Annotated in this window: 16 protein-coding genes; 5 read left to right on the top strand and 11 right to left on the bottom strand. The window is 31.4% G+C overall.

The window, feature by feature from the left end; genetic code table 11:
• Window positions 1–5 precede the first annotated feature (5 nt).
• Both ade and H7350_RS07955 read left to right on the top strand, forming a co-directional pair.
• Entirely contained in the window at window positions 6–1,637 is a 1,632-nt protein-coding gene (ade, locus tag H7350_RS07960) for an adenine deaminase (protein WP_204345366.1), read from the top strand.
• A gap of 24 nt (window positions 1,638–1,661) precedes the next feature.
• Window positions 1,662–2,624, top strand: a complete 963-nt coding sequence (locus tag H7350_RS07955; RefSeq protein WP_204345365.1) for a YheT family hydrolase — start codon at window positions 1,662–1,664, stop codon at window positions 2,622–2,624.
• Here H7350_RS07955 and H7350_RS07950 read toward each other — a convergent pair.
• On the bottom strand, window positions 2,621–4,093 hold the full coding sequence (locus H7350_RS07950) for an SLC13 family permease (RefSeq protein WP_204345364.1): 1,473 nt from the start codon (window positions 4,091–4,093) through the stop codon (window positions 2,621–2,623). The two genes, H7350_RS07955 and H7350_RS07950, sit on opposite strands and share 4 nt — an antisense overlap.
• A 184-nt stretch (window positions 4,094–4,277) precedes the next feature.
• Here H7350_RS07950 and H7350_RS07945 point away from each other — a divergent pair, with 184 nt between their 5' ends.
• The 3 genes from H7350_RS07945 to H7350_RS07935 all read left to right on the top strand — a co-directional run bounded on the left by H7350_RS07945 (window position 4,278) and on the right by H7350_RS07935 (window position 9,341).
• Window positions 4,278–6,860, top strand: a complete 2,583-nt coding sequence (locus tag H7350_RS07945; protein WP_204345363.1) for a hypothetical protein — start codon at window positions 4,278–4,280, stop codon at window positions 6,858–6,860.
• 3 nt (window positions 6,861–6,863) lie between these two features.
• Window positions 6,864–7,691: a hypothetical protein gene (locus H7350_RS07940; protein WP_204345362.1), complete on the top strand. Its 828-nt coding sequence runs from the start codon at window positions 6,864–6,866 to the stop codon at window positions 7,689–7,691.
• A 111-nt stretch (window positions 7,692–7,802) separates the two neighbouring features.
• Window positions 7,803–9,341, top strand: coding sequence for a YifB family Mg chelatase-like AAA ATPase (locus H7350_RS07935; RefSeq protein WP_204345361.1), 1,539 nt, complete (start codon window positions 7,803–7,805; stop codon window positions 9,339–9,341).
• A 180-nt stretch (window positions 9,342–9,521) separates the two neighbouring features.
• Here the strand turns inward: H7350_RS07935 and H7350_RS07930 are convergent, their stop codons facing one another.
• The 10 genes from H7350_RS07930 to H7350_RS17130 all read right to left on the bottom strand — a co-directional run bounded on the left by H7350_RS07930 (window position 9,522) and on the right by H7350_RS17130 (window position 19,845).
• Window positions 9,522–9,884 (bottom strand): DCC1-like thiol-disulfide oxidoreductase family protein, encoded by a 363-nt coding sequence (locus H7350_RS07930; RefSeq protein WP_204345360.1) that lies wholly within the window; start codon window positions 9,882–9,884, stop codon window positions 9,522–9,524.
• A gap of 55 nt (window positions 9,885–9,939) precedes the next feature.
• Complete coding sequence (locus H7350_RS07925) at window positions 9,940–12,297, bottom strand: outer membrane beta-barrel family protein (protein WP_204345359.1); 2,358 nt, start codon at window positions 12,295–12,297, stop codon at window positions 9,940–9,942.
• A 2-nt stretch (window positions 12,298–12,299) separates the two neighbouring features.
• The gene (locus H7350_RS07920; RefSeq protein WP_204345358.1) at window positions 12,300–13,805 is read right to left on the bottom strand and encodes a S41 family peptidase; all 1,506 of its coding nucleotides are present in this window, start codon (window positions 13,803–13,805) and stop codon (window positions 12,300–12,302) included.
• Complete coding sequence (locus tag H7350_RS07915) at window positions 13,806–14,681, bottom strand: hypothetical protein (protein WP_204345357.1); 876 nt, start codon at window positions 14,679–14,681, stop codon at window positions 13,806–13,808.
• A 13-nt stretch (window positions 14,682–14,694) separates the two neighbouring features.
• Complete coding sequence (locus H7350_RS07910) at window positions 14,695–15,252, bottom strand: hypothetical protein (protein ID WP_204345356.1); 558 nt, start codon at window positions 15,250–15,252, stop codon at window positions 14,695–14,697.
• A 67-nt stretch (window positions 15,253–15,319) separates the two neighbouring features.
• Window positions 15,320–15,532 (bottom strand): hypothetical protein, encoded by a 213-nt coding sequence (locus tag H7350_RS07905; protein WP_204345355.1) that lies wholly within the window; start codon window positions 15,530–15,532, stop codon window positions 15,320–15,322.
• 427 nt (window positions 15,533–15,959) lie between these two features.
• On the bottom strand, window positions 15,960–16,616 hold the full coding sequence (locus H7350_RS07900; protein ID WP_338105769.1) for a response regulator: 657 nt from the start codon (window positions 16,614–16,616) through the stop codon (window positions 15,960–15,962).
• A gap of 37 nt (window positions 16,617–16,653) precedes the next feature.
• The gene (locus tag H7350_RS07895; protein WP_204345354.1) at window positions 16,654–18,624 is read right to left on the bottom strand and encodes a tetratricopeptide repeat-containing sensor histidine kinase; all 1,971 of its coding nucleotides are present in this window, start codon (window positions 18,622–18,624) and stop codon (window positions 16,654–16,656) included.
• A gap of 136 nt (window positions 18,625–18,760) precedes the next feature.
• Window positions 18,761–18,910, bottom strand: coding sequence for a hypothetical protein (locus tag H7350_RS07890; RefSeq protein ID WP_204345353.1), 150 nt, complete (start codon window positions 18,908–18,910; stop codon window positions 18,761–18,763).
• A 212-nt stretch (window positions 18,911–19,122) separates the two neighbouring features.
• Window positions 19,123–19,845: a LytTR family transcriptional regulator DNA-binding domain-containing protein gene (locus H7350_RS17130; protein ID WP_204345352.1), complete on the bottom strand. Its 723-nt coding sequence runs from the start codon at window positions 19,843–19,845 to the stop codon at window positions 19,123–19,125.
• Between the last annotated feature and the right edge of the window lie 151 nt (window positions 19,846–19,996).

Below are 19,996 nucleotides of genomic sequence, written 5' to 3'. Positions count from 1 at the left end.
CACTTATGCAAATAAAACAATTACAAGGTCAAATAGTTGACATTAAGAATAAACGAATCTTTAAGGGAGAACTTAGAATTTCCGAAGGAAAAATTATCGCGATAGAAGAGAAGGCGCATCAAGAAGAACAGTATATTCTTCCTGGTTTTGTCGATGCGCACATTCATATTGAAAGTTCTATGTTGGTGCCAAGCGAATTTGCTAGACTGGCTGTTAATCACGGAACAGTCGCTACAGTTTCTGATCCGCACGAAATTGCCAATGTTCTCGGAATTGAAGGTGTGCATTTTATGATTAATAACGGAAAGAAAACACCTTTTAAATTTAATTTTGGAGCACCTTCTTGTGTGCCTGCAACATCATATGAATCGGCTGGAGCTGTTATAGATGCTGAAGGAATTAAACAACTCATGGCAAACCCTGACATCAAGTATTTAGCTGAAATGATGAATTATCCAGGTGTGCTTTTTGATGATGAAGAGGTGCTCAAAAAATTAGCTTGGGCAAAGCATTATCAAAAACCTATTGATGGTCATGCTCCAGGTGTTGTTGGTGATGATATTACAAAATATATCAATGCAGGAATTTCTACAGATCATGAGTGCTTTACCTATGAGGAAGGTTTAGAAAAACTTCAAAAAGGAATGAAAGTACTTATAAGAGAAGGGAGTGCTGCTAAGAATTTTGAAGCTTTAATCGATTTACTTCCTGAGCATTTTGAACACATGATGTTTTGTAGTGATGATAAGCATCCTGATGATTTAATTCTCGACCATATCAATAAATTATGCGCCAGAGCCGTTGCTAAAGGTATTGATGTATTTAAAATTTTACAGGCAGCTTGTATCAATCCTGTAGAACATTATAATCTGGACGTTGGGTTGCTGAGAGTTGGTGATCCTGCCGATTGTATTATTGTCAATGATTTAAAAGATTTTAAAGTACTTCAAACATATATCGATGGTGAATTGGTTAGTGAAGACGGACATTCTAAACTAGAAGCTGTTGCTTTTGAGAATCTCAATAATTTTAATGTTTCAGAAAAAGAAGTTTCAGATTTCAAAGTGGCTTCAGAAGCGACTACGATAAGAGTAATTGAAGCTCTTGAAGGTCAGTTGATAACAAACGAAATAACCGAAGAAGCAACTATAATTGATGGTAATTTGGTTTCAAATACTGAGAAGGATATTCTGAAAATGACGGTTGTTAATCGCTATAACAATGATCAGCCTGCATTAGCATTTATAAAAAACTTCGGATTAAAAGAAGGCGCTATAGCTTCTTCCGTAGGTCACGACTCTCATAATATTATTGCGGTTGGTGTATCTGATGAAATGATTTGTAAAGCTGTTAATCTTATTATAGAAAACAAAGGTGGTATTTGCGCTGTGTCTCCATCTGAAGCGCATGTTGTGCCTCTCCCTGTAGCTGGAATTATGAGTGATCAAGATGGTGAAACGATTGGTAAGCAGTATGCTGTTTTAGATCAAAAAGCAAAAGCCTTAGGAAGCACTTTAAATGCGCCATATATGACCTTGTCTTTTATGGCTCTGTTAGTGATTCCGTCATTAAAGTTAAGTGATAAAGGCTTATTTAATGGTAAAGATTTTAAATTTACATCTCTTGAAATATCCTAACCTTAAACATCTAGCTTAAACCCAATGCCAGTATTAGAATCTACTTATTTACCTCCTTTTCAATTTAGAAATGGGTTTGTTGCAACTGTATATTCTGGACTCTTCAGAAAAGTGAAAGGTTTGATACAAAAACGTGAGCGAATTGAAACCAGAGATGCCGATTTCTTAGATTTAGACTGGAGTTTTGCTAAACGTAAATCGGATGCTGTAATAATATTACTTCACGGACTTGAAGGTCATGCGCAACGTCCTTATATTACTGGAACAGCAAAACTATTTAATGACCATGGTATTGATGCTGTAAGTGTCAATTTTAGAGGTTGTAGTGGCGAAGGAAATCGATTTTTTCATAGTTATCATTCGGGAGCTACTGATGATTTAGACGATGTGATTCAACATTGTATTCAGAAACATAATTATGCAAAGGTTTATATTAAAGGAATCAGCTTAGGTGGAAATATCACACTCAAATATTTGGGAGAAGATAGAATTATTCCTTCAGAAATTAAATCGGCAATCGCCATTTCTGTGCCTGTAGATTTAGCAGGTTCTGCTCGTGAATTACACACATTCAAAAATAAGGCTTTTGCGATTCGTTTTCGTAAACACCTGGTCAATAAACTTAAACTCAAAATATCGCAATTTCCTGATAAAGTGACTATTGAAGATGTGAATTCAATAAAAACGTTAAGAGATTTTGATGAAGTATATACATCTAAAGCTCATGGTTTTAAGGATGCTATGGCGTATTATGAAAAGTCGAGTAGTCTTCAATTTTTAAATACAATTACAGTTCCGACATTAATCATCAACGCCTTAAATGATTCGTTTTTATCACCTGAATGCTTTCCGGTAAAAGAGGCAAAAACTAACGATTGTTTATTTTTAGAAATGCCCAAATATGGAGGGCATGTTGGGTTCATTCAAAACGATAATATCTATTATAACGAAAAGCGAGCTTTAGAATTTGTTAAGCAATTTACTTAGTCTGACCTCAAAGCGTCAGGAAACCCTTCTACGGTTATAGACCAAAGTTCTGGTAATACAAAATAGACAAAGAGGCTTAAAATAATTATGGATATGATGTTCATGACAATACCTTTATTGACCATATCGGGAATTCTCAGATAACCAGATCCAAAAACCACAGCGTTTGGTGGAGTCGCTACAGGAAGCATAAAAGCACAAGAGGCTGCAACAGCAGCACCAACCATTAATACAAATGGATGAATATCAATAGTTATCGCCATTGGCGCTAAAACAGGTAGCAGCATTGCAGTTGTTGCTAAGTTAGAAGTGATTTCAGTTAAGAAATTTACTGCTGCAATTAGTAGCACAATTAAAAGTAAGGTCGTAATGCCTTGTAAGGCTGTCATCTGGTTTCCAATCCATTGTGCAAGTCCGCTAATCTCAAAACCTTTTGCTAATGCCATACCACCTCCAAAAAGTAATATAATTCCCCAAGGCAATTTGACGGCTTCTTCCCAGTTAATGAGACGTTCCTTTTTATGTTTCGCAGGGATTAAAAACAAGACTATGGCAAAGAATACCGCAATAATCGTGTCGTCTAGTTCAGGAAGTAAGTCTTTAAGCAAAAAAGACCTCGTAATCCAGCAAAATGCTGTGAGTCCAAAGATAAACGTTACAATTTTTTCCTCATAACTTATCCTACCTAGTGTGTTTAAGAGGCGTTTTATTTCTCGTTTTCCTCCGGGAAATTCGGTTTGTTTAAATGTGAAAGCAAATCGGGTAAGATATTTCCAGCAAATAAAAAGTAATACTAATGCGATGGGAAACCCAAACATAAACCATTGTAAAAATGTAATTTCATAACCATAAATATCAGATACAACACCAGCTAAAACGAGATTTGGAGGCGTTCCGATTAAAGTTCCTATACCTCCAATTGAAGCACTGTAGGCAATAGCTAGCATAAGGGCCTTTCCGAAGATTAAATTTTCATTTTCTATAGTGTCAGGATTGTCTTTAAGTTGCTTTATAATCGCAATGCCAATAGGTAGCATCATTACAGAGGTTGCTGTATTGGAAATCCACATCGATAAAAACGCTGTAGCAATCATAAAACCCAGAATGATTTTTCTAATATCACTTCCGATAATATTAATGATATGAAGCGCTATGCGCTTATGAAGGTTCCATTTTTCAATGGTGATGGCAATGATAAATCCGCCTAGATATAGAAATACATATTTATGTCCGAAAGCCGCAGTTGTTATAGAGAGGTCTAATCCGCCAGAGAGCGGAAAGAGGACTATTGGAAGTAATGCTGTTATCGCTATGGGAATAGCTTCTGTGATCCACCAAACTGCAATCCATACTGTGCATGCTAATATAGCATTGGCTTGAGGAGATAGACCTTGAGGTTTAAAGAATAAAACAACTAGAGTAAAAAGTAAGGGACCTAAAATTAGTCCCATGCGTTTGGTTAGACTCATAAAATGTGCATTAGCGCAACTAAGATATAAATTTATAGTAGTCTTTTTTTAACAATTAAGATCTTTAAATGTTTAAAATCGCAGTTTACTCATTATTTTTTTGTAGCTTAGAGACATATATCTCCCTATAGATACTTAAAATTAATTCTTGTTGACACTAGAGTACTAATTTTAAATTTGTGTTATGCTATTCAAAAATATAGGGAATTTAGCCCTTCGCTTTCTTAATTTCGTTGATAATATTGTTTCTGCATTTGGGAAATTTGGAAAATCCTCTTATTTAAGTCTTTTGTTTCTCGGAATTATTTTACTTATGGTTCAAGGATTGGACCAGGCAAATACGCTTTTGGTAGATATGATTGAAGACGATAAAATCTCATTGATGTTATGCTTTGTCGTGATTTCAGTTTTTGCTTCAGTCTTATCGCATTACCCAAGGTATATATACTATGCAGAGGATATCAATAAAAGTCGTGATGACCATCAATGGTACGTCTATAAGTGGTTAGGATATCCCATTTTTACATTTTCAAAAATTGACAAGACATACAAACAGGATTTTAAAGCTAAGTTTTTTCGTCATTGTCTAGGCTTAGTAATTTTTATTATTTGGCACTATTATATTTATCAAACATTTTATCCAAAGCTTGTTTTTAGTCATTTAAATGCCGATTTAATTAAAGGCATTACATTATTGTTATCAGTAATTCCTGCATTAGTACTGATAGTCTTGTTAGACAAACTCGATGTTTATCAGGATAAAATTGTAGGTGCTACAGATGAGGTTATCATCAAACAAGTTAAAGCCGAAAAACATAAATTTTATGCTCTAGGAGTTACAGCATTACTTCTGGTTATAGGCTTGGTTTTAATCACTGCAATAATTCTTGTTTCTTCTCTAAAGTTTAGTTTGGTTGGGTATTGGTTACTTCAGATTTTTACCTTCTTATTGGCGCTCATGTATATTCTTTTTAGAGTATTTAGAGTATATGTTAGAAATGTCTACTTTAGTTTAAACTTCGTTAGCGATAGTATTGCTTATTTAAGATATTATTTTGTGTTTGCCATCTTGGTGATTCTGTTTTTAATATACAGTAACGTTGCTGTGCATTACAGCTGGAATCTTTTAAATGCAATGCTGATACTGCTTTGTTATTTCTTTATATTCTATTATAGTATTGCCTGTCTTGTTAAGTATTTCTTCATGCTGACTATATTTAAATCCCAAAAGAAAGACTTAGATAAAAACCCATTGGTTACTAAAAAGAGTTATTTGTATAACTCTGGAGTTCCAGCCGATAAAAGAGACAAGCTTTTGCCTTTGGATGAGCAAAAAAGTTTTGCCGCACGACGACGACTTATAGCTTCGGCAATTACTTTTTTTATTATTGTCCTCGGAATAATATCTTATAACTCTGAAAGTGTTATCCACGAATTAGAGATTTACGAAAATTCTGCTGATGAAGATGTTTTAGATATGGAAGCGTTTAAACTAAAATTAAGAGAGCGTACTAATAAGCCCTTGTTTTTTGTGGCTGCTCATGGAGGAGGTTTAAAGGCTAATATCTGGACCATGAAAGTTTTAAATGAAATTCAGCATAAATCTAACGGAGATTTTTTAAATCAAACCATATCATTTTCAGGAGCTTCAGGTGGAATGATGGGATTGTCTTTATATTCGGTTCTTGGAGGCAAGTACGCTAATGATTTTACTGCTATAGGTAATAAAATTGACGAGGTGGCTTTTGAGAATTTTGCATCCAAAGATCTGTCATTGATGTTTGGCTATGATTTTGTAAGAAAGCTGTATCCGTTTAGCAAAATAGGGAAGTATAGAGATCGGTCTTATTATTCTATGGTGACGTATAGAAACATTCTTGAGAATGAAACGTCTATGACTCTGGATTCTATGTCATTTAATGCCTATTGGAAAAAACATATTTTTGACGAGCGTGATTATTTTCCGTCTTTAATCATTAACACGGCTAAAACGAACGGAAAACGAGGTGTGTTTTATTCTGTAAAATATCCTAATGATTCAACGATATTTCATAATTCAGACAATTTATCTCAGTTATACAATGGTTCTATAGCGTATTATGAATCGGTGTCTTCAACCAATAGGTTTCCAGCGTTGAGTCCAGCAGCAAAAATTAGTAGTCACGGACATTATATTGATGCTGGAGCAATAGATAATAGTGGTTTATTAAGTTCATATGATTTGCATAATTATCTCCTAAAAGATTCTACACTAAATAAAACACCTAAAGTGTTTGTCGAAATTGTCAATGGCAGAAATAATTATATCTGGTACCTTATTCAGAAGTTCAAAAAAGAGCATAAATTTTCACAGTTTGAAATTGATGAAATAGAACAGGATAATATCGTAGCCGATTTAAAAACAGGCTTGAATCTTGATAAAATACCGAATTACTTGAGTGACTTTTTTGTCGATATCAGTAAAGATCCTAAAATTACTTATATCCCGATTTATTTGCCATTTCAAATTGAACTTAAAGAAGTTGAACGTTTCTTAGGAGGCGAATTAACCAACACCAATCAGGTTATTGAACTCGAATATTTTCTAAATCGTGAAAATGCTAAAGTTAAAAAGGAAATCAATGATAATGCTGATATATGGGAAACCTATGAGCCAACATTAGCAAGACATTTAAGCGCAAGTACAATAAAATACTACGATCGTGTTATTCAAAGTCAATTGATAACCGAACAAATAAACGCAATAAACATATTATTGGAAGAATAAATTATGGAGCAAATAAATTCAATTAACGGGATTCCGCTACATTATGCGAGGCTAACGAGTCATCCCTATGGGACACGAGGAATGCAACGTGATTTTTTAGTAGATTCTAATTTTTTAAAGGTCTTAAAAAAAGCGCTTAAAGAAGTCTTTGATCACTGCCCTTTGGGTAAACCTGAAGTTATTACAACTGCAGGTATTTTTGTAAATAAACCGGGTCATCATGGAAGTGGTAAAGCATTTGACTTGGATGCAGTGTTCTGGAAAGACACATCGTTAATCACGTTAAATTTTGTTCATCAAAAGGAATTATATCTGGGCATTGAATCATTTCTTAGAAAGCACTTCGGTATCGTTTTAAACTACTATTATACCAATCATGAAGACCATTGGCATGTTGATACAAGTGTGAATGTAGATTACCATGAATCTTCAAAATCTGAAACGCTATATCTGCAAATGGTACTTAAATTTATCTACGGAAAAGATATTATTGTTGATGGTATTTCTGGACCTCAAACCAGAGCAGTAACACGAGAAGTGTTTGATTTACTTCATATAAATACGCCAATCACAACTAAAGTCAATTATCTAGAATTTCTAGATAAAACGGGTAAAATTGCATTCAAATTAAGTGAAGAAAAAAATTCGCCACTTCAACTCTTTGATAACCTTTCTGATGTTATTGAAGCATTGCCTATTCAGCATAAAACTGATGTCATGCAAGCACTTAATAGTTTCTCCGATCATTCGGCTACCTCACAATGGCTCACAGCTTTTGAAGATAAACACCACGATTTGGGTGCAGTGATTACTGAGGTTTTAAACTCATAATCACGTTTATTTGACGAATTACAATAAAAGCTTTAGTGCTCATTTTAGAATTAGGCATATACTTTTGGTAATCTTACTTTTTAAATTATATTTATAGAAAATATTCTATAAATGTTGAAAAAAGTTTTTGGTAGTGCTGTTTTCGGTGTAGAAGCTACAACGATTACTGTTGAAGTTAATGTTGATAATGGTATTGGTTATCACTTAGTCGGACTTCCCGATAATGCCATTAAAGAAAGTAATTTCCGTATTGCTGCTGCACTTCAAAACAATGGTTATAAAATTCCAGGAAAGAAAATCATTATTAATATGTCTCCAGCCGATTTGCGCAAAGAAGGCTCTGCTTACGATTTAACATTGGCTATCGGAATCCTCGTGGCGACCAATCAAATCAAAGCCGAACATATTGAGCGTTATCTCATTATGGGTGAATTATCTCTCGACGGAAATTTGCAACCTATAAAAGGAGCGCTTCCCATTGCAGTTAAAGCCAGAGAGGAAGGGTTTAAAGGCTTTATTCTTCCGAAGCAAAACGCAAAAGAAGCGGCTATAGTTGATGGACTCGAAGTGTATGGTGTCGATAATATCAAACAAGTCATTCGTTATTTTGATACCAATGAAGCTTTAGAGCCAACTATAATTAATACACGCGAAGAATTTAATAAAAGTCTTAATTTCCCAGAATTTGATTTTTCAGATGTTAAAGGTCAGGAGAGTATCAAGCGCTGTATGGAAATAGCAGCTGCAGGAGGCCATAATATTATTTTAATCGGTCCTCCAGGCTCAGGGAAAACCATGCTGGCTAAACGTTTACCTAGTATTTTGCCACCAATGACTTTGCATGAAGCTTTGGAAACAACTAAGATTCATTCGGTTGTAGGACGGGTTAAAGCGCATACGGGTTTGATGGCGCAACGCCCTTTTCGAAGTCCGCATCATACCATTTCAAATGTCGCCTTAGTTGGAGGTGGAAGTTATCCGCAGCCAGGAGAAATTTCACTGTCACACAATGGTGTATTGTTTTTAGATGAATTACCAGAATTTAAACGTGAAGTTTTAGAAGTCATGCGTCAGCCTCTCGAAGATCGGGAAGTGACAATTTCAAGAGCTAAGTTTACCGTAACCTATCCATCGTCCTTTATGCTGGTGGCGAGTATGAATCCGAGTCCTGGCGGTTATTTTAACGACCCAAACGCACCTGTAACGTCTTCGCCTGCGGAAATGCAACGGTATTTGAGTAAGATTTCGGGACCATTACTAGATCGCATTGATATACATATAGAAGTCACGCCAGTGCCATTTGATAAGTTGTCTGACGAACGTAAAGGCGAATCTTCAGTAGCTATTAGAAACAGAGTAACTACAGCCAGAGCATTGCAAACAGAGCGCTTTAAATCTTCAGATAGTGTACATTATAATGCACAAATGAATACAAAACAAATCCGAAAACATTGTAAGTTAGATGACGCATCGATGGGATTATTAAAGACAGCTATGGAACAATTAAATTTATCTGCAAGGGCTTATGATCGTATTTTGAAAGTATCGAGAACAATTGCCGATTTAGAAGGTACAGAATCAATTAAAGGAAGTCACATTTCCGAAGCCATTCAATACCGCAGTATGGATCGTGAGGGTTGGTTGGGATAACCAAATGAATTAGCTAATGTGTTTTTATACCAAATGGATTTGAATTTGATTAAGCATGAAACTAAAAAAAAACTTTACCTGAATGCGTTTTTTATCTTAGGTGATTTTTTTTTAGAATTAGTTGTCAATAATTATTTTTTTGAAAGTTTATCATAATTTTCAATTCCATAAAAACCTTGATTAGATTTCACAGTGTTCATCGCAGTGTATTGGAATTATCTTTCGTTTTAAAGCTAGCTCATTATATAAAAAATCACCAGCTTTAGTGAATTTCAAAATAAAAAGGATTGGAATGAAAAACCAAAACAAAGGAACTCTTTTAAATATTTCATAAATAGATTTATAGCCATAATAGTACATATCACCATTAATAGTTGAGGCCATCTTTTTCTCTGCTTCTTTTAAATCAATTCCGTCTGAGGGACTTGAACTTCTAAGTTTTTTAAAAACGATTAAGCTTAAAACATCTATTTTATTTATAAACTTCATAAACTTAGTACAATTTGGACACCAGTCATCATAGTAAACTTTGAGTTTTTTCATATTATCTTAGATTTATATCCTGTCTAAAAAAATAGCGTTTCGATTTGAATTTACACTATTGTAATATTCCCTTTTCCTTCACTTGTTTGTCTGTATTTCTAAATCTACTTTTAACACTAAAACGCCAAAAGAGACTTAGAAAAACTCTTCTCTGATTTGGTCTTATAACGCTTCTGTAGTCAAAGTTTTGTCCATCAATATTTTGAATAATTCTTGCAGAATTAAAGGGGTCTAAAACAGATAAAACTAAATTCCCTCTATTTTTTAAAACCCTTCTACTTAAGCCAAGTTTGAAATATTGGTTAGAACTCTGAAACGTTTGAAAATTAATTTTGTTTTTTGGACTGAAGAACCAGCTGAGTTCAAGTTTATAAGATTTCAGCCTCACAATATTTGTAATAGAACTGTTGAGTCTGTAAAAATCATCATCAATTGTCCCTCCAGATATATTGCCATATCTACCATTTAATTTTACAATAGTATTTAGCCATTTTGGTGAATTTAAACTATAAGAGAAATCAATTCCGAAAGTCGTTGATTTTCCTATGTTTTCTGGTCTAGTTACTGTTATATTATTTTCAGTATCAAAAACAGAAACATTTTGAATTATATCTTTTACAAAATTTGTAGAAAAGGTTGTACTGATAGAAGAATTTTCAAATTCATTAAATAATTCTAGTTCTATGGTCTGAGAAGACTGAGGTTTAAGTTCTGAATTACCAACTCTAATTCTTTGTAAATCAACACTAGTATTGAAACTATTTAAATAATTCAGACGTGGTTGACGCAAAAGGCTATAATAATTCAAACTAATTTCATTACTATCTCCATATTCATACTCTAAATTTATTTGAGGTAATAGGTTTGAAAAACTTTTTTTTGAAGATTCATTTGTATCCTCATCAATTAATTTACGTTCAGTATTAACAAATCTAAATCCGATATTATAGTATATTTTTTTATAGACATTAGAATAATCGGCATAAATTGTATTGTCGGTTTGAGTAAAATCAATATTGTTTTCAGCAGATATATTATTTACATCGCTAGAAAAAAACTGCTCTTGATTTAAGGTGCTTAAATCAAATCGATAGCCAAGCGAAAAATATCCTTCATTATTAAGTGTCCAGTCATAGCGTGTTTTAAGTTCAATTTCGTTAGATCTTAATCTATCAAAAGAGTTGGTGTTTAAATCACCATCTGACAAGGAACTTTCTAAAAACATTTCTGAATTTTTTCTTGATTCAAATTCATATTCTAATTCTATTTTCAATTGTTCTTTTTCGGAGTTAAATTGATGTTCAAATTCGGTTTCTGTAGAAATTGAGAAGAGTTTATTTTCAGTATCGTTTAATTGATCTATTTGTTCAAAGTTTTCTGAAAACATATTTCGTTCCCCTTTAATAGACAGCATATTATTTGAATTAAATACGGAAACATTTCCAGCAAGTTCACTCTTATCGTTTGGAACGTACTCATATTGGAGTTCCCCAAATTGATTTGTTGATGATGTATTATTGTCGTTTGTTTCAGTCTCAACGGTTTCAACATTATTGTCTACTGTTCTTATAGACTCCTCTTTTGAACTAGGAATATTATTCTGATTATTAATTCCATACAATCCATAACCGTTAATCTTTTCTTTATTTAAAGCTAAATGAAGACCACCTTTGATAGTTGAAGGTAAACCAATGGCAAAGTTGACACCTCCAATGGTTCCTCTGCGTTTTCGGTCAGTAATAATGTTTATTATCGGTTCTGTTTCTCCTTCTTTTACTGAAGGTCGAGTAATGACTTCAATTCTTTTTATCATATCACTTGGTAGCATTTGGAGCGCTTCAGATTTTGAGAGGTTTGAATTTCTACCATTGATTTGTACTATTGGTTCTTTCCCTCTTAATTGGACAGTACCATCAATATCAACAGAAACTGAAGGTATATAGCTTAACAGATTAGACATTGAACCAGCAACGTCCTTAAGTGTGTTTCCGATATGATAAATCCGTTTATTATTTCGATTTTCTATTCTGAAATCTTTTGAAACTATTACAACTTCATCTAATTCATTAATTTTTATGGGCTCCAGAAATATGTCATTTAAATTAAGTGAATTGTTTTTAAATTTTGAAAAGTCTATTGGCATTAATGTAACTTCATAGTCAACATGACCAATTGAGATATTATAATTTCCTTTATCTAAGGATATTTGAAAATTTCCAGCGCTATCAGATTTGGTTTTATGAACAACCAGGTTCTTCTTTAAATTGATAATAAATATATTAGCTCCTTCAATTGATGTATTGTTATTCACATCGATTACCTTACCAATTATTTCATATTTATTGTCTTGAGAAGACATAATGGTCACACATAAAAAGAACAAAGAGAAAAAAAATATTTTTTTATAATCCATAGTTAATTATGGTTTTGGGGTATCTTAGTTAATAAGGCGTTTAGTTGATGATCGTCATGGCCTAAAATTTGGTCAATTGATCTTGTAATTTTCAAATCGGGCTCTGTGCCAATTCCGTCAAATAAATCACCGTTTTTTTGAAACGATAACATGTGAGAAAATTTTAATTCAAATCCGTTTAATTCATAAGATTGTGCTAAACCACTTGAGCCATCAGTTTTAACTCCTGCTATGGTGATGTTATCTAATCCTTTAAAAGATGAAGCAAATACACTAGCAGCACTAAATGTTTTTTCATTAATGAGAATGTATACAGGCTTATTGTAGAAATAGTAGTTGTCAAAAGCATCATTGTGTTTTAATACCATATAATACAAATCGCTATATCCTAAATCATTTGAATAATCTTTTAATTTTGAGGGTGTTTTCTGTTCTATTGATTTTTGAAGATGAATGTCAAAATGATTGAGTTGATAAAGGCTTCGTTTATTTAAACTTTCTTGAATTATAGGTGTAAGTTCTGGTTTATATGTTGCATAATTAGCAATACTATAGTTATCGGGTTTTATAAAATAATTGGAAAAAAAATTAATTAAATCTCTTTTTCCACCTGAGTTATTTCTAATATCGATTATAAGTCCATTAGAATTTTTGATAGTGTTCATGTACTCTGACAGCCACTTAAAAAAGAGTTTGTTGTTTGACACGTCAAACATTTCTGGAATTTTTATATATGCAATATCGTTATCATAAGTTGTTTGAAGAGAATTGTACGATTCTTTAGTTTTTTCTTGTATAGGAAAATGAATATTTAATTCCCTCCATTTAGTTTTATAATCAATAAGACTAATATATAATATGGTGTCTTTTACTTTGTCTTTATCTGAAAATGTAAGTTTAATGCTGTCTCCCAAGTTAAAATCGTGGTTAATTTGATAAAACTCATTCATTTTTTCGACGCCCAAAGACAATCTAGATGAACTAGGAGCATATTTATTACTTACATCTTGTCTATATATAAATTTGACGATATCTTCTCCTTCAATAGCTGTAAGAAAAGGATAGTTTTTTAAATAAAAGGAATATTTTAATTTTGGAAGTTGTTGTAAAGCAATTACACGATTTTTTTGCAATGGTGCTAAAGCAAACGGCAAATAATAACGTTTCTTATCCTTCGGAGGATTCAGCGTTTTTACCAAAGCATGTCTGTCACCTAATTCTGAAATTATGTGCTCAATGGTATTGAATAATTCAGTTTCAGTATGTGTTTTTTTTGAATCTATTAGTGTGATTACAGAATCTATTTTTCTAACTACACGATCCTTATTCATATCAAAATACGGCGATTTTTCAGAAAGAAGTTTGGTAAGCGCATTGATGGTTGTCAATGCATTTTTAGAGCTATTACCATTTGCTTGAGTTTTTTGTTTAGAATAAATTGTGAAAAGCGTAATAATAATGACAACAATAATGCCTGGAATTAATAATTTATTTATCAAGTTTTTCATCTACAATGAATTATTTAGATAGAAAATTATTTGTTGCCATGGAACCTTAATAAACTGGATAAGGATAAAAGTGATGATATAGAATTTGCGCATCTTTTTTGTGCTTTGCGCTATTCCTAAAATCAATAGAATTGAACTAAATCCTATCACTGGAAAAATAAAATACGTTCCAATACAAAAGGCTAAAAGAGCTATATCTTTTGCGATAGTATTTTTTTTAGAGAAAAGAAAAAGAAAAGCAACAAGTGCTTCAAATACTAAACCAAAAAGTTGAAATGCATATAAAACACGCCCCATAAAAGGTGTTGAAGTTAAGCTTACGAAGCTATTATCATTTGGTAATGTTTTTAAAATTGCTATTGAATTTTGATTATTTGCAAGCACTTCATAGGGTGTGTCAATCATGAAGTGTGTAACAAGCATAAACCGAGAATCAAATAAGAAACGTCCATGCAGAAATCCAGGGGAACCAAACCCATTAATTAATTTTTGAAAGACTGCGAAAAACATCACAAGTCCAATTAAAATTTTTGCGTTTGATTTAAGATAATTAGAATCTTTATCTGTCCATAAATAAAAGGTTATGAGTAGTACCCAGTAAACAAACAGTATTTTATGATTATCTAGAATGTAAAACTGTAAACTGTTAAAGAATAAAAGTAATAATGATATGATAAGCCATAAAACTCTATTTTTACTAAAGCTATCAAAAGCGAGCATCAACGCACAAGTTATCCTCATAAATATGTCCAAACCCCAACCTGTACTGCCATCAAGGACTAACAAAACAAGAGAAAATTTAAAAATTAACTCTTCAGGAAAAGATTCAAAACCTTTATTATTTTTTTCTAAGAAAGCAAGTACTGAATATGCCATATTATTTAAAACTTTAATAATTTATTTCAATTTCTTTGATGAATTTCTTTTTTACAATTAGTTCATTCTCAAAAAAATCGGTTTCGAATACTCTTATCTTTAAGCTCTGAATTTTTATTGCATCCTCAGCATGTGCAGTATCGTCATTCTCATAATATTTTGGCTCATACACTAGTTTATAAAATCTTTCATTTTTATTGATGTGATCTAATGTGTTTTTATCAATATTAGCAGGAATTTCTACTGTCGTAGGTTTTAAATACGAATGTATTATTTGCATTCCTAACTTTCTTAAATTCTCCTTTTTAGGATAATTTTTAGTAGATGTCAAAAAGGTATTTGATATAGGTACATTAAATTTACTGCCTATGACTTTTATAAGTATTGAATCACCGTTACTTTTGTATCCTACAGCAGTAATATTAGTAGTTTTGTTTGTTGAGAACATTCCAAATCCACCACCTTTCCAAGGTGTGAGGGAATCAAATTGGGAATTGTATAATTGTACAACTGCGACTATTACTAAAATATAACAAATCAAATAGTTATCTATGTGTTTTAAAAATTTCATATAAATAAAAAAAGCAAACTGCAAATGCATAAAGAATTTACAGTGTGCTTTTTATCCTTTTAAAAAATTATTGAATGGTTGCAGCTGGTTCATTATATTCACCAATAGCTTCAAGTGCTTCAAGTCCTTCCTCTCTTTTTTCATTTTTTTCATCGTTTAGAGATTGAGATGAAGATACTGTTGCTACTTCAGCAACTTTCTGTGTTTCCATTCCTGTTAATCCAACAGAACCAACGAACGCTAGGGCAAATAACCCGTAAAAAAATGCTTGTTTTTTCATAATTAAATAATTTTTAATACTACCTACTTTCAGTTTTTTAAGTCGCTGTTTCGGCTATTCCGACTGTATGGTCTTAACTATTTTATTGATAGAATCAACTGTAGATTTTTTTTAGCATAACTCACATTCCATACATTTATCTTCACTCAATACATGTATTAATTTTGAATCTTCAATTAGAATTTGTGTTTGATCTAATCTATATTAATCTGGTTGATATGTAATCAGATTATCTTTCTGTTTATTCAATTATTGCATAAGATTGAACATGAAAAAGGTCAAAAGATTTTATGCGCAATTCAATTTTAATTTAATGATAATGAGGTGTTTATGTGATTTTGTTATAGTGCTAAATTAGAGTTTAAATTCTGAGCACATTGATTTTCAATCATAAAAAAAGTAAGGCTAAACCTTACTTTTTTATGTTTTATATAAACCCTTTTTCTTTTGCTTTTAATAAGAGTTCTTTATCATCAGTGCTATGGGTATTAAAAACGGTTTTGAGATGTCGTTTTCTTTTTTCGATTCCAGCAATAGAAAGGGGAATCACATCAGGTAGATCTTTCATTCTTGTACCGATTGATAGTTCATAAAGAATTTGTCTATCGATACTATCTAATAAGAAATCGTTCGCAACTTGTTTACTTAATAATTTGACAATGGTTTTGGTATAATAGGGTGGATCATTGATAACGACATCAATAGCCTCAATGAGCTTTTTGGGAGTGATATCATTTTTAATTAAAAAACCATCTGGATACAAGCTTTTAAAAATACTATGAATTCTATAGTTGTCATTGAACGTAGTAGAAACGATAATTTTTGTACTAGGTAAAAGTTTTTTTATTTTCAATCCTAAATCTTCACCCGATAAAATTTTTCCATCACTGGATGGAGGTAATTGAATATCCAAAAAGACTATATCGGGATATTTCTTTTTTTTATAGAAGTCATTTATCAACTCATATCCACTGTCACAGTCATTAGCAGTATGTACCAAAAATAAAATAGAATCATTTTCTTTACCGTAATACTTAAGAGCTGTTTTATAAGATTCAATAATCAAGGGATGGTCATCGACTATCAGTACTTAATATTTTATATTTTCCATTTTAAATCATTTAAATAGGAATTAGAATTTTGATTGTTGTACCATTTCCATATTCAGAATAAATATTAAATGACCCGTTTAATTTCTTTATTCTAGATTTCATGTTTTTTAAACCAATCCCTTTTTTCTTTTGCTTAATGTTAAAACCTATACCATCATCTTGTATTGTTATTTCTAAGTCTTCATCATCAGAAGTGAAAAATATAACACTTACATGTTTAGCAGATGCATATTTTATGATATTTTGTAGAGCCTCTTGTAAAATCTTATAGAGATTTACTTTAATTTGTTCATTAATTTTTCTCCAATCAATGTTTTCATCAAAACTAAGCTCATATTCAAAACTTCCTATTTTACTGTTATTTATAATAAGTTGATTAACAATTTTTGTAAAGCTAATTTGTGTACTGTCGATATTATCGCTTAATCTATGAGAAACTTCCCGTATTTCTTTTTCTATATCTTGTAGTTCATCTAAAAATAATTGATACTGCTCCTTAATCTCATTATTAGCTTCAATATCTAAAAAACCTAAACCAATTCTGGTCCCGAATAATTTACCTAGAATACCATCATGTAATTCTTCGGCTATTCTATTACGCTCTTTAATTTTTTCTACTTCTAACTTTTCTTGTTGTTTCAGCGCAATCAAATAAATTTGTTCATTGGCTTTTTGTTCATTGTTTTCAAAAAGTAATTTCTCATTCTTTGATTTTTCAACTTTAATAAAATATAATAATGAAAGTATAGAAATTAATCCAAAGCTGCTTAATAATATCCATATTTTTTGCCTAGATAAACGCTTAGTCTCCTGAATATATTCATCGGTCTCGTAGGCAATTCGTGTAAATTTATTTTGAATTTTTCGATCGACAATTTGGATACTATCACTATATCTAATATGATTTTTCAAATACTCTGAAGTGTGTTGAGTATCTAATTTTGCTAATAAATTTAAGCTCTCTAAGTAATCTCTGCTATTTTTAAGTTCTTTAGCAAGAGCATTTGCTGCTTTGGCAGAGTTGATGGCAGCAATCGTATCTCGTTTATATGCAAAAAAATGTGCTAAATGAATTTTACTAATTATAATACCACCTTTGTTATTTAAACTATCTCTTATGTGCAAAGCTTCATGAAGCTCTTTCTCAATATTAAGAGTATCTTTCTTTAAAAGTTTTGCATATGCTTTATTGCTCAAGACTCTAGCATAATGAATTGTATTTGTAGATTTTAAATTTTTAATATTCAAAACATTATTGAAGTGATCTATAGCTTTTGCATAATCCCCTTTTTTTAAATAGGTGTTACCTATGTTATTTTCAATTGCTGCATATTGGGTTTTGTTTTCTTTGTACTCCAAGGCTTTATTGTAATAAAATAAAGATTTGTCATATTCGTATATATCATTTTGCAACGTCCCTAAGTGGTTATAACAAGAAAATAAAGATTTAGGGCTGTTTATTTTTTCAAATTTATCTATGGCTTTGAAAATCAAAACTTCACTCCCAGAATAATCTTTGTAACGTCCTTTGATAAAGGCCATTCCATATTGGGTTTTTGCAGCTTCGAAGATAAATCCGCTTTTATCAAAATAATTATAGGATAAATCAAAATGATAATAAGCGCTATCGTACTCTTGAAGTTTATTGTAGTAACTTGCATAATTCCAATAAATATCTCCTAAAGCATAAGAATCTTTAGCTTTACTAGCAATTAATAAGGCTTCTTGGTTTCTTTTTTTGAATAAAATTGTGTCACCAAGTTTTAAATATTGATATGCTAAAACACTTAAACTTCTTGGTAGTAAGGTGTCAATTTCTGATGATTTAATGTTCTGATAACACTTATTAAGAAGCTCTTTTCTTTTTTCTAAAGAATAACTATCATCTTTTGATTGCTTAAGCCACGTATTTATACTATCATTTTGAATTTTGAATTTAATAAGATCAGCCTCTTTTTCATTTTTAGTGCAGGATTGCAAAATAAAAACTAAGGTTGTTATTATAATTAGTGTTCTTATATAATTGAAGTTCAAAATGATGTCAAATTAAAACAAAGCTATAAAAAAGCCTTTAATAAAAACATTAAAGACTTTTTAATTGTATAATTAAGATTTGCTAATCTTTGCTTCCATCATCAACGGCATCGTCTTCTCCAGTTGCTTGGACGTTTTCTATAGTATCATCTAGTGCTGGTGGTGTGCAAGACAATGCCATTAATGAAATTAGTAATAAAGAAAATAGAAATAAAAGTTTTAATCTTTTCATGTTACAAAATTTTAAAATTAGTTAATGGTTATGTAGGCTGTAAATACAGCTCTGTTTTTTAAAATTGTGCACAGTTATGCGTTAATAATGTTACGCATGTGAATATTCACTAGCTAAAATAGTAAGCTTCTTCTAAGCTAGCTAAGAAACATAAGTAATTATAGTGAATACTACACGTCTGTGAGTGAAATGCCACTTTTTCATAGGGAAAATTAATTGAGTGTAATCATAGTGTTCTTTGATAGCTCACTATTAATCAGATCTACATTATCAATAAATGTTTTGGTAAAAGGTATTTCATGTTCATTGTCAATAATGCAAATGGATTTGCCGTAATGAATTCTTGAAATGCATTTTTTATTTATGATGTAGCTTTTGTGTATTCTTAAAAAGGTTTTTGGTAAAGAGTTTTCAAATACTTTTAAAGTTTTGTATGCTCCGATAAGCCTGCCGTCAGACATATAAAAATCTGTAGTATTATTATCAGCTTTCAAGTATAGTATATCATCAATATTGAGGTATTGATAATCTTTATATGATTTCAAACATATAGTTTCAATTTTACTGTTAGGATGTTTTTTTTGATATTTTAAGAGGCTCTTTCTTGTTGATAGTTCAGTTAGAGGTTTCAATATAAAATCTACACAGTCGTATTTGTAAGAATCAAAAGCTTTAAGTTTTGAATTAGAAATTGCAATAAAGTTTGGTCTGTTTTCACTGTATAAACCGATTTCAAATAGAAATTCTATAAAATTAATATATTTTGTTTCAATATTAATAATGACAAGTTCTGGTTTGTGTTTTAAAATAAAATTTAATGCAGCTTCCTGATCTTCATGTATTTCTGTAAAAGAGATTTCATCGAAGTCATTGCCTACTGTCTTTATGATCTCAACAGTATCAGTATCATTTTCTATTATTACACAATTTGTCACATTACATTTTTAGGCAATGTAATTATATAAAGAGAAATTTGGGTATGGTTTTGTATTACAAAATATAAGGCTAAAACTTACTTTTAAGAATCTAAATGTAGCTGTAAGGTCTTCATCTACGGAAATGTAAGGGTGTTTGAGTAAGATTTCC

Origin of the sequence: Psychroserpens algicola, assembly GCF_014526325.1 — a bacterium.
In the GTDB taxonomy this organism is placed as follows: domain Bacteria; phylum Bacteroidota; class Bacteroidia; order Flavobacteriales; family Flavobacteriaceae; genus Psychroserpens; species Psychroserpens algicola.
This window is presented reverse-complemented; position numbering and strand designations above follow the sequence as displayed.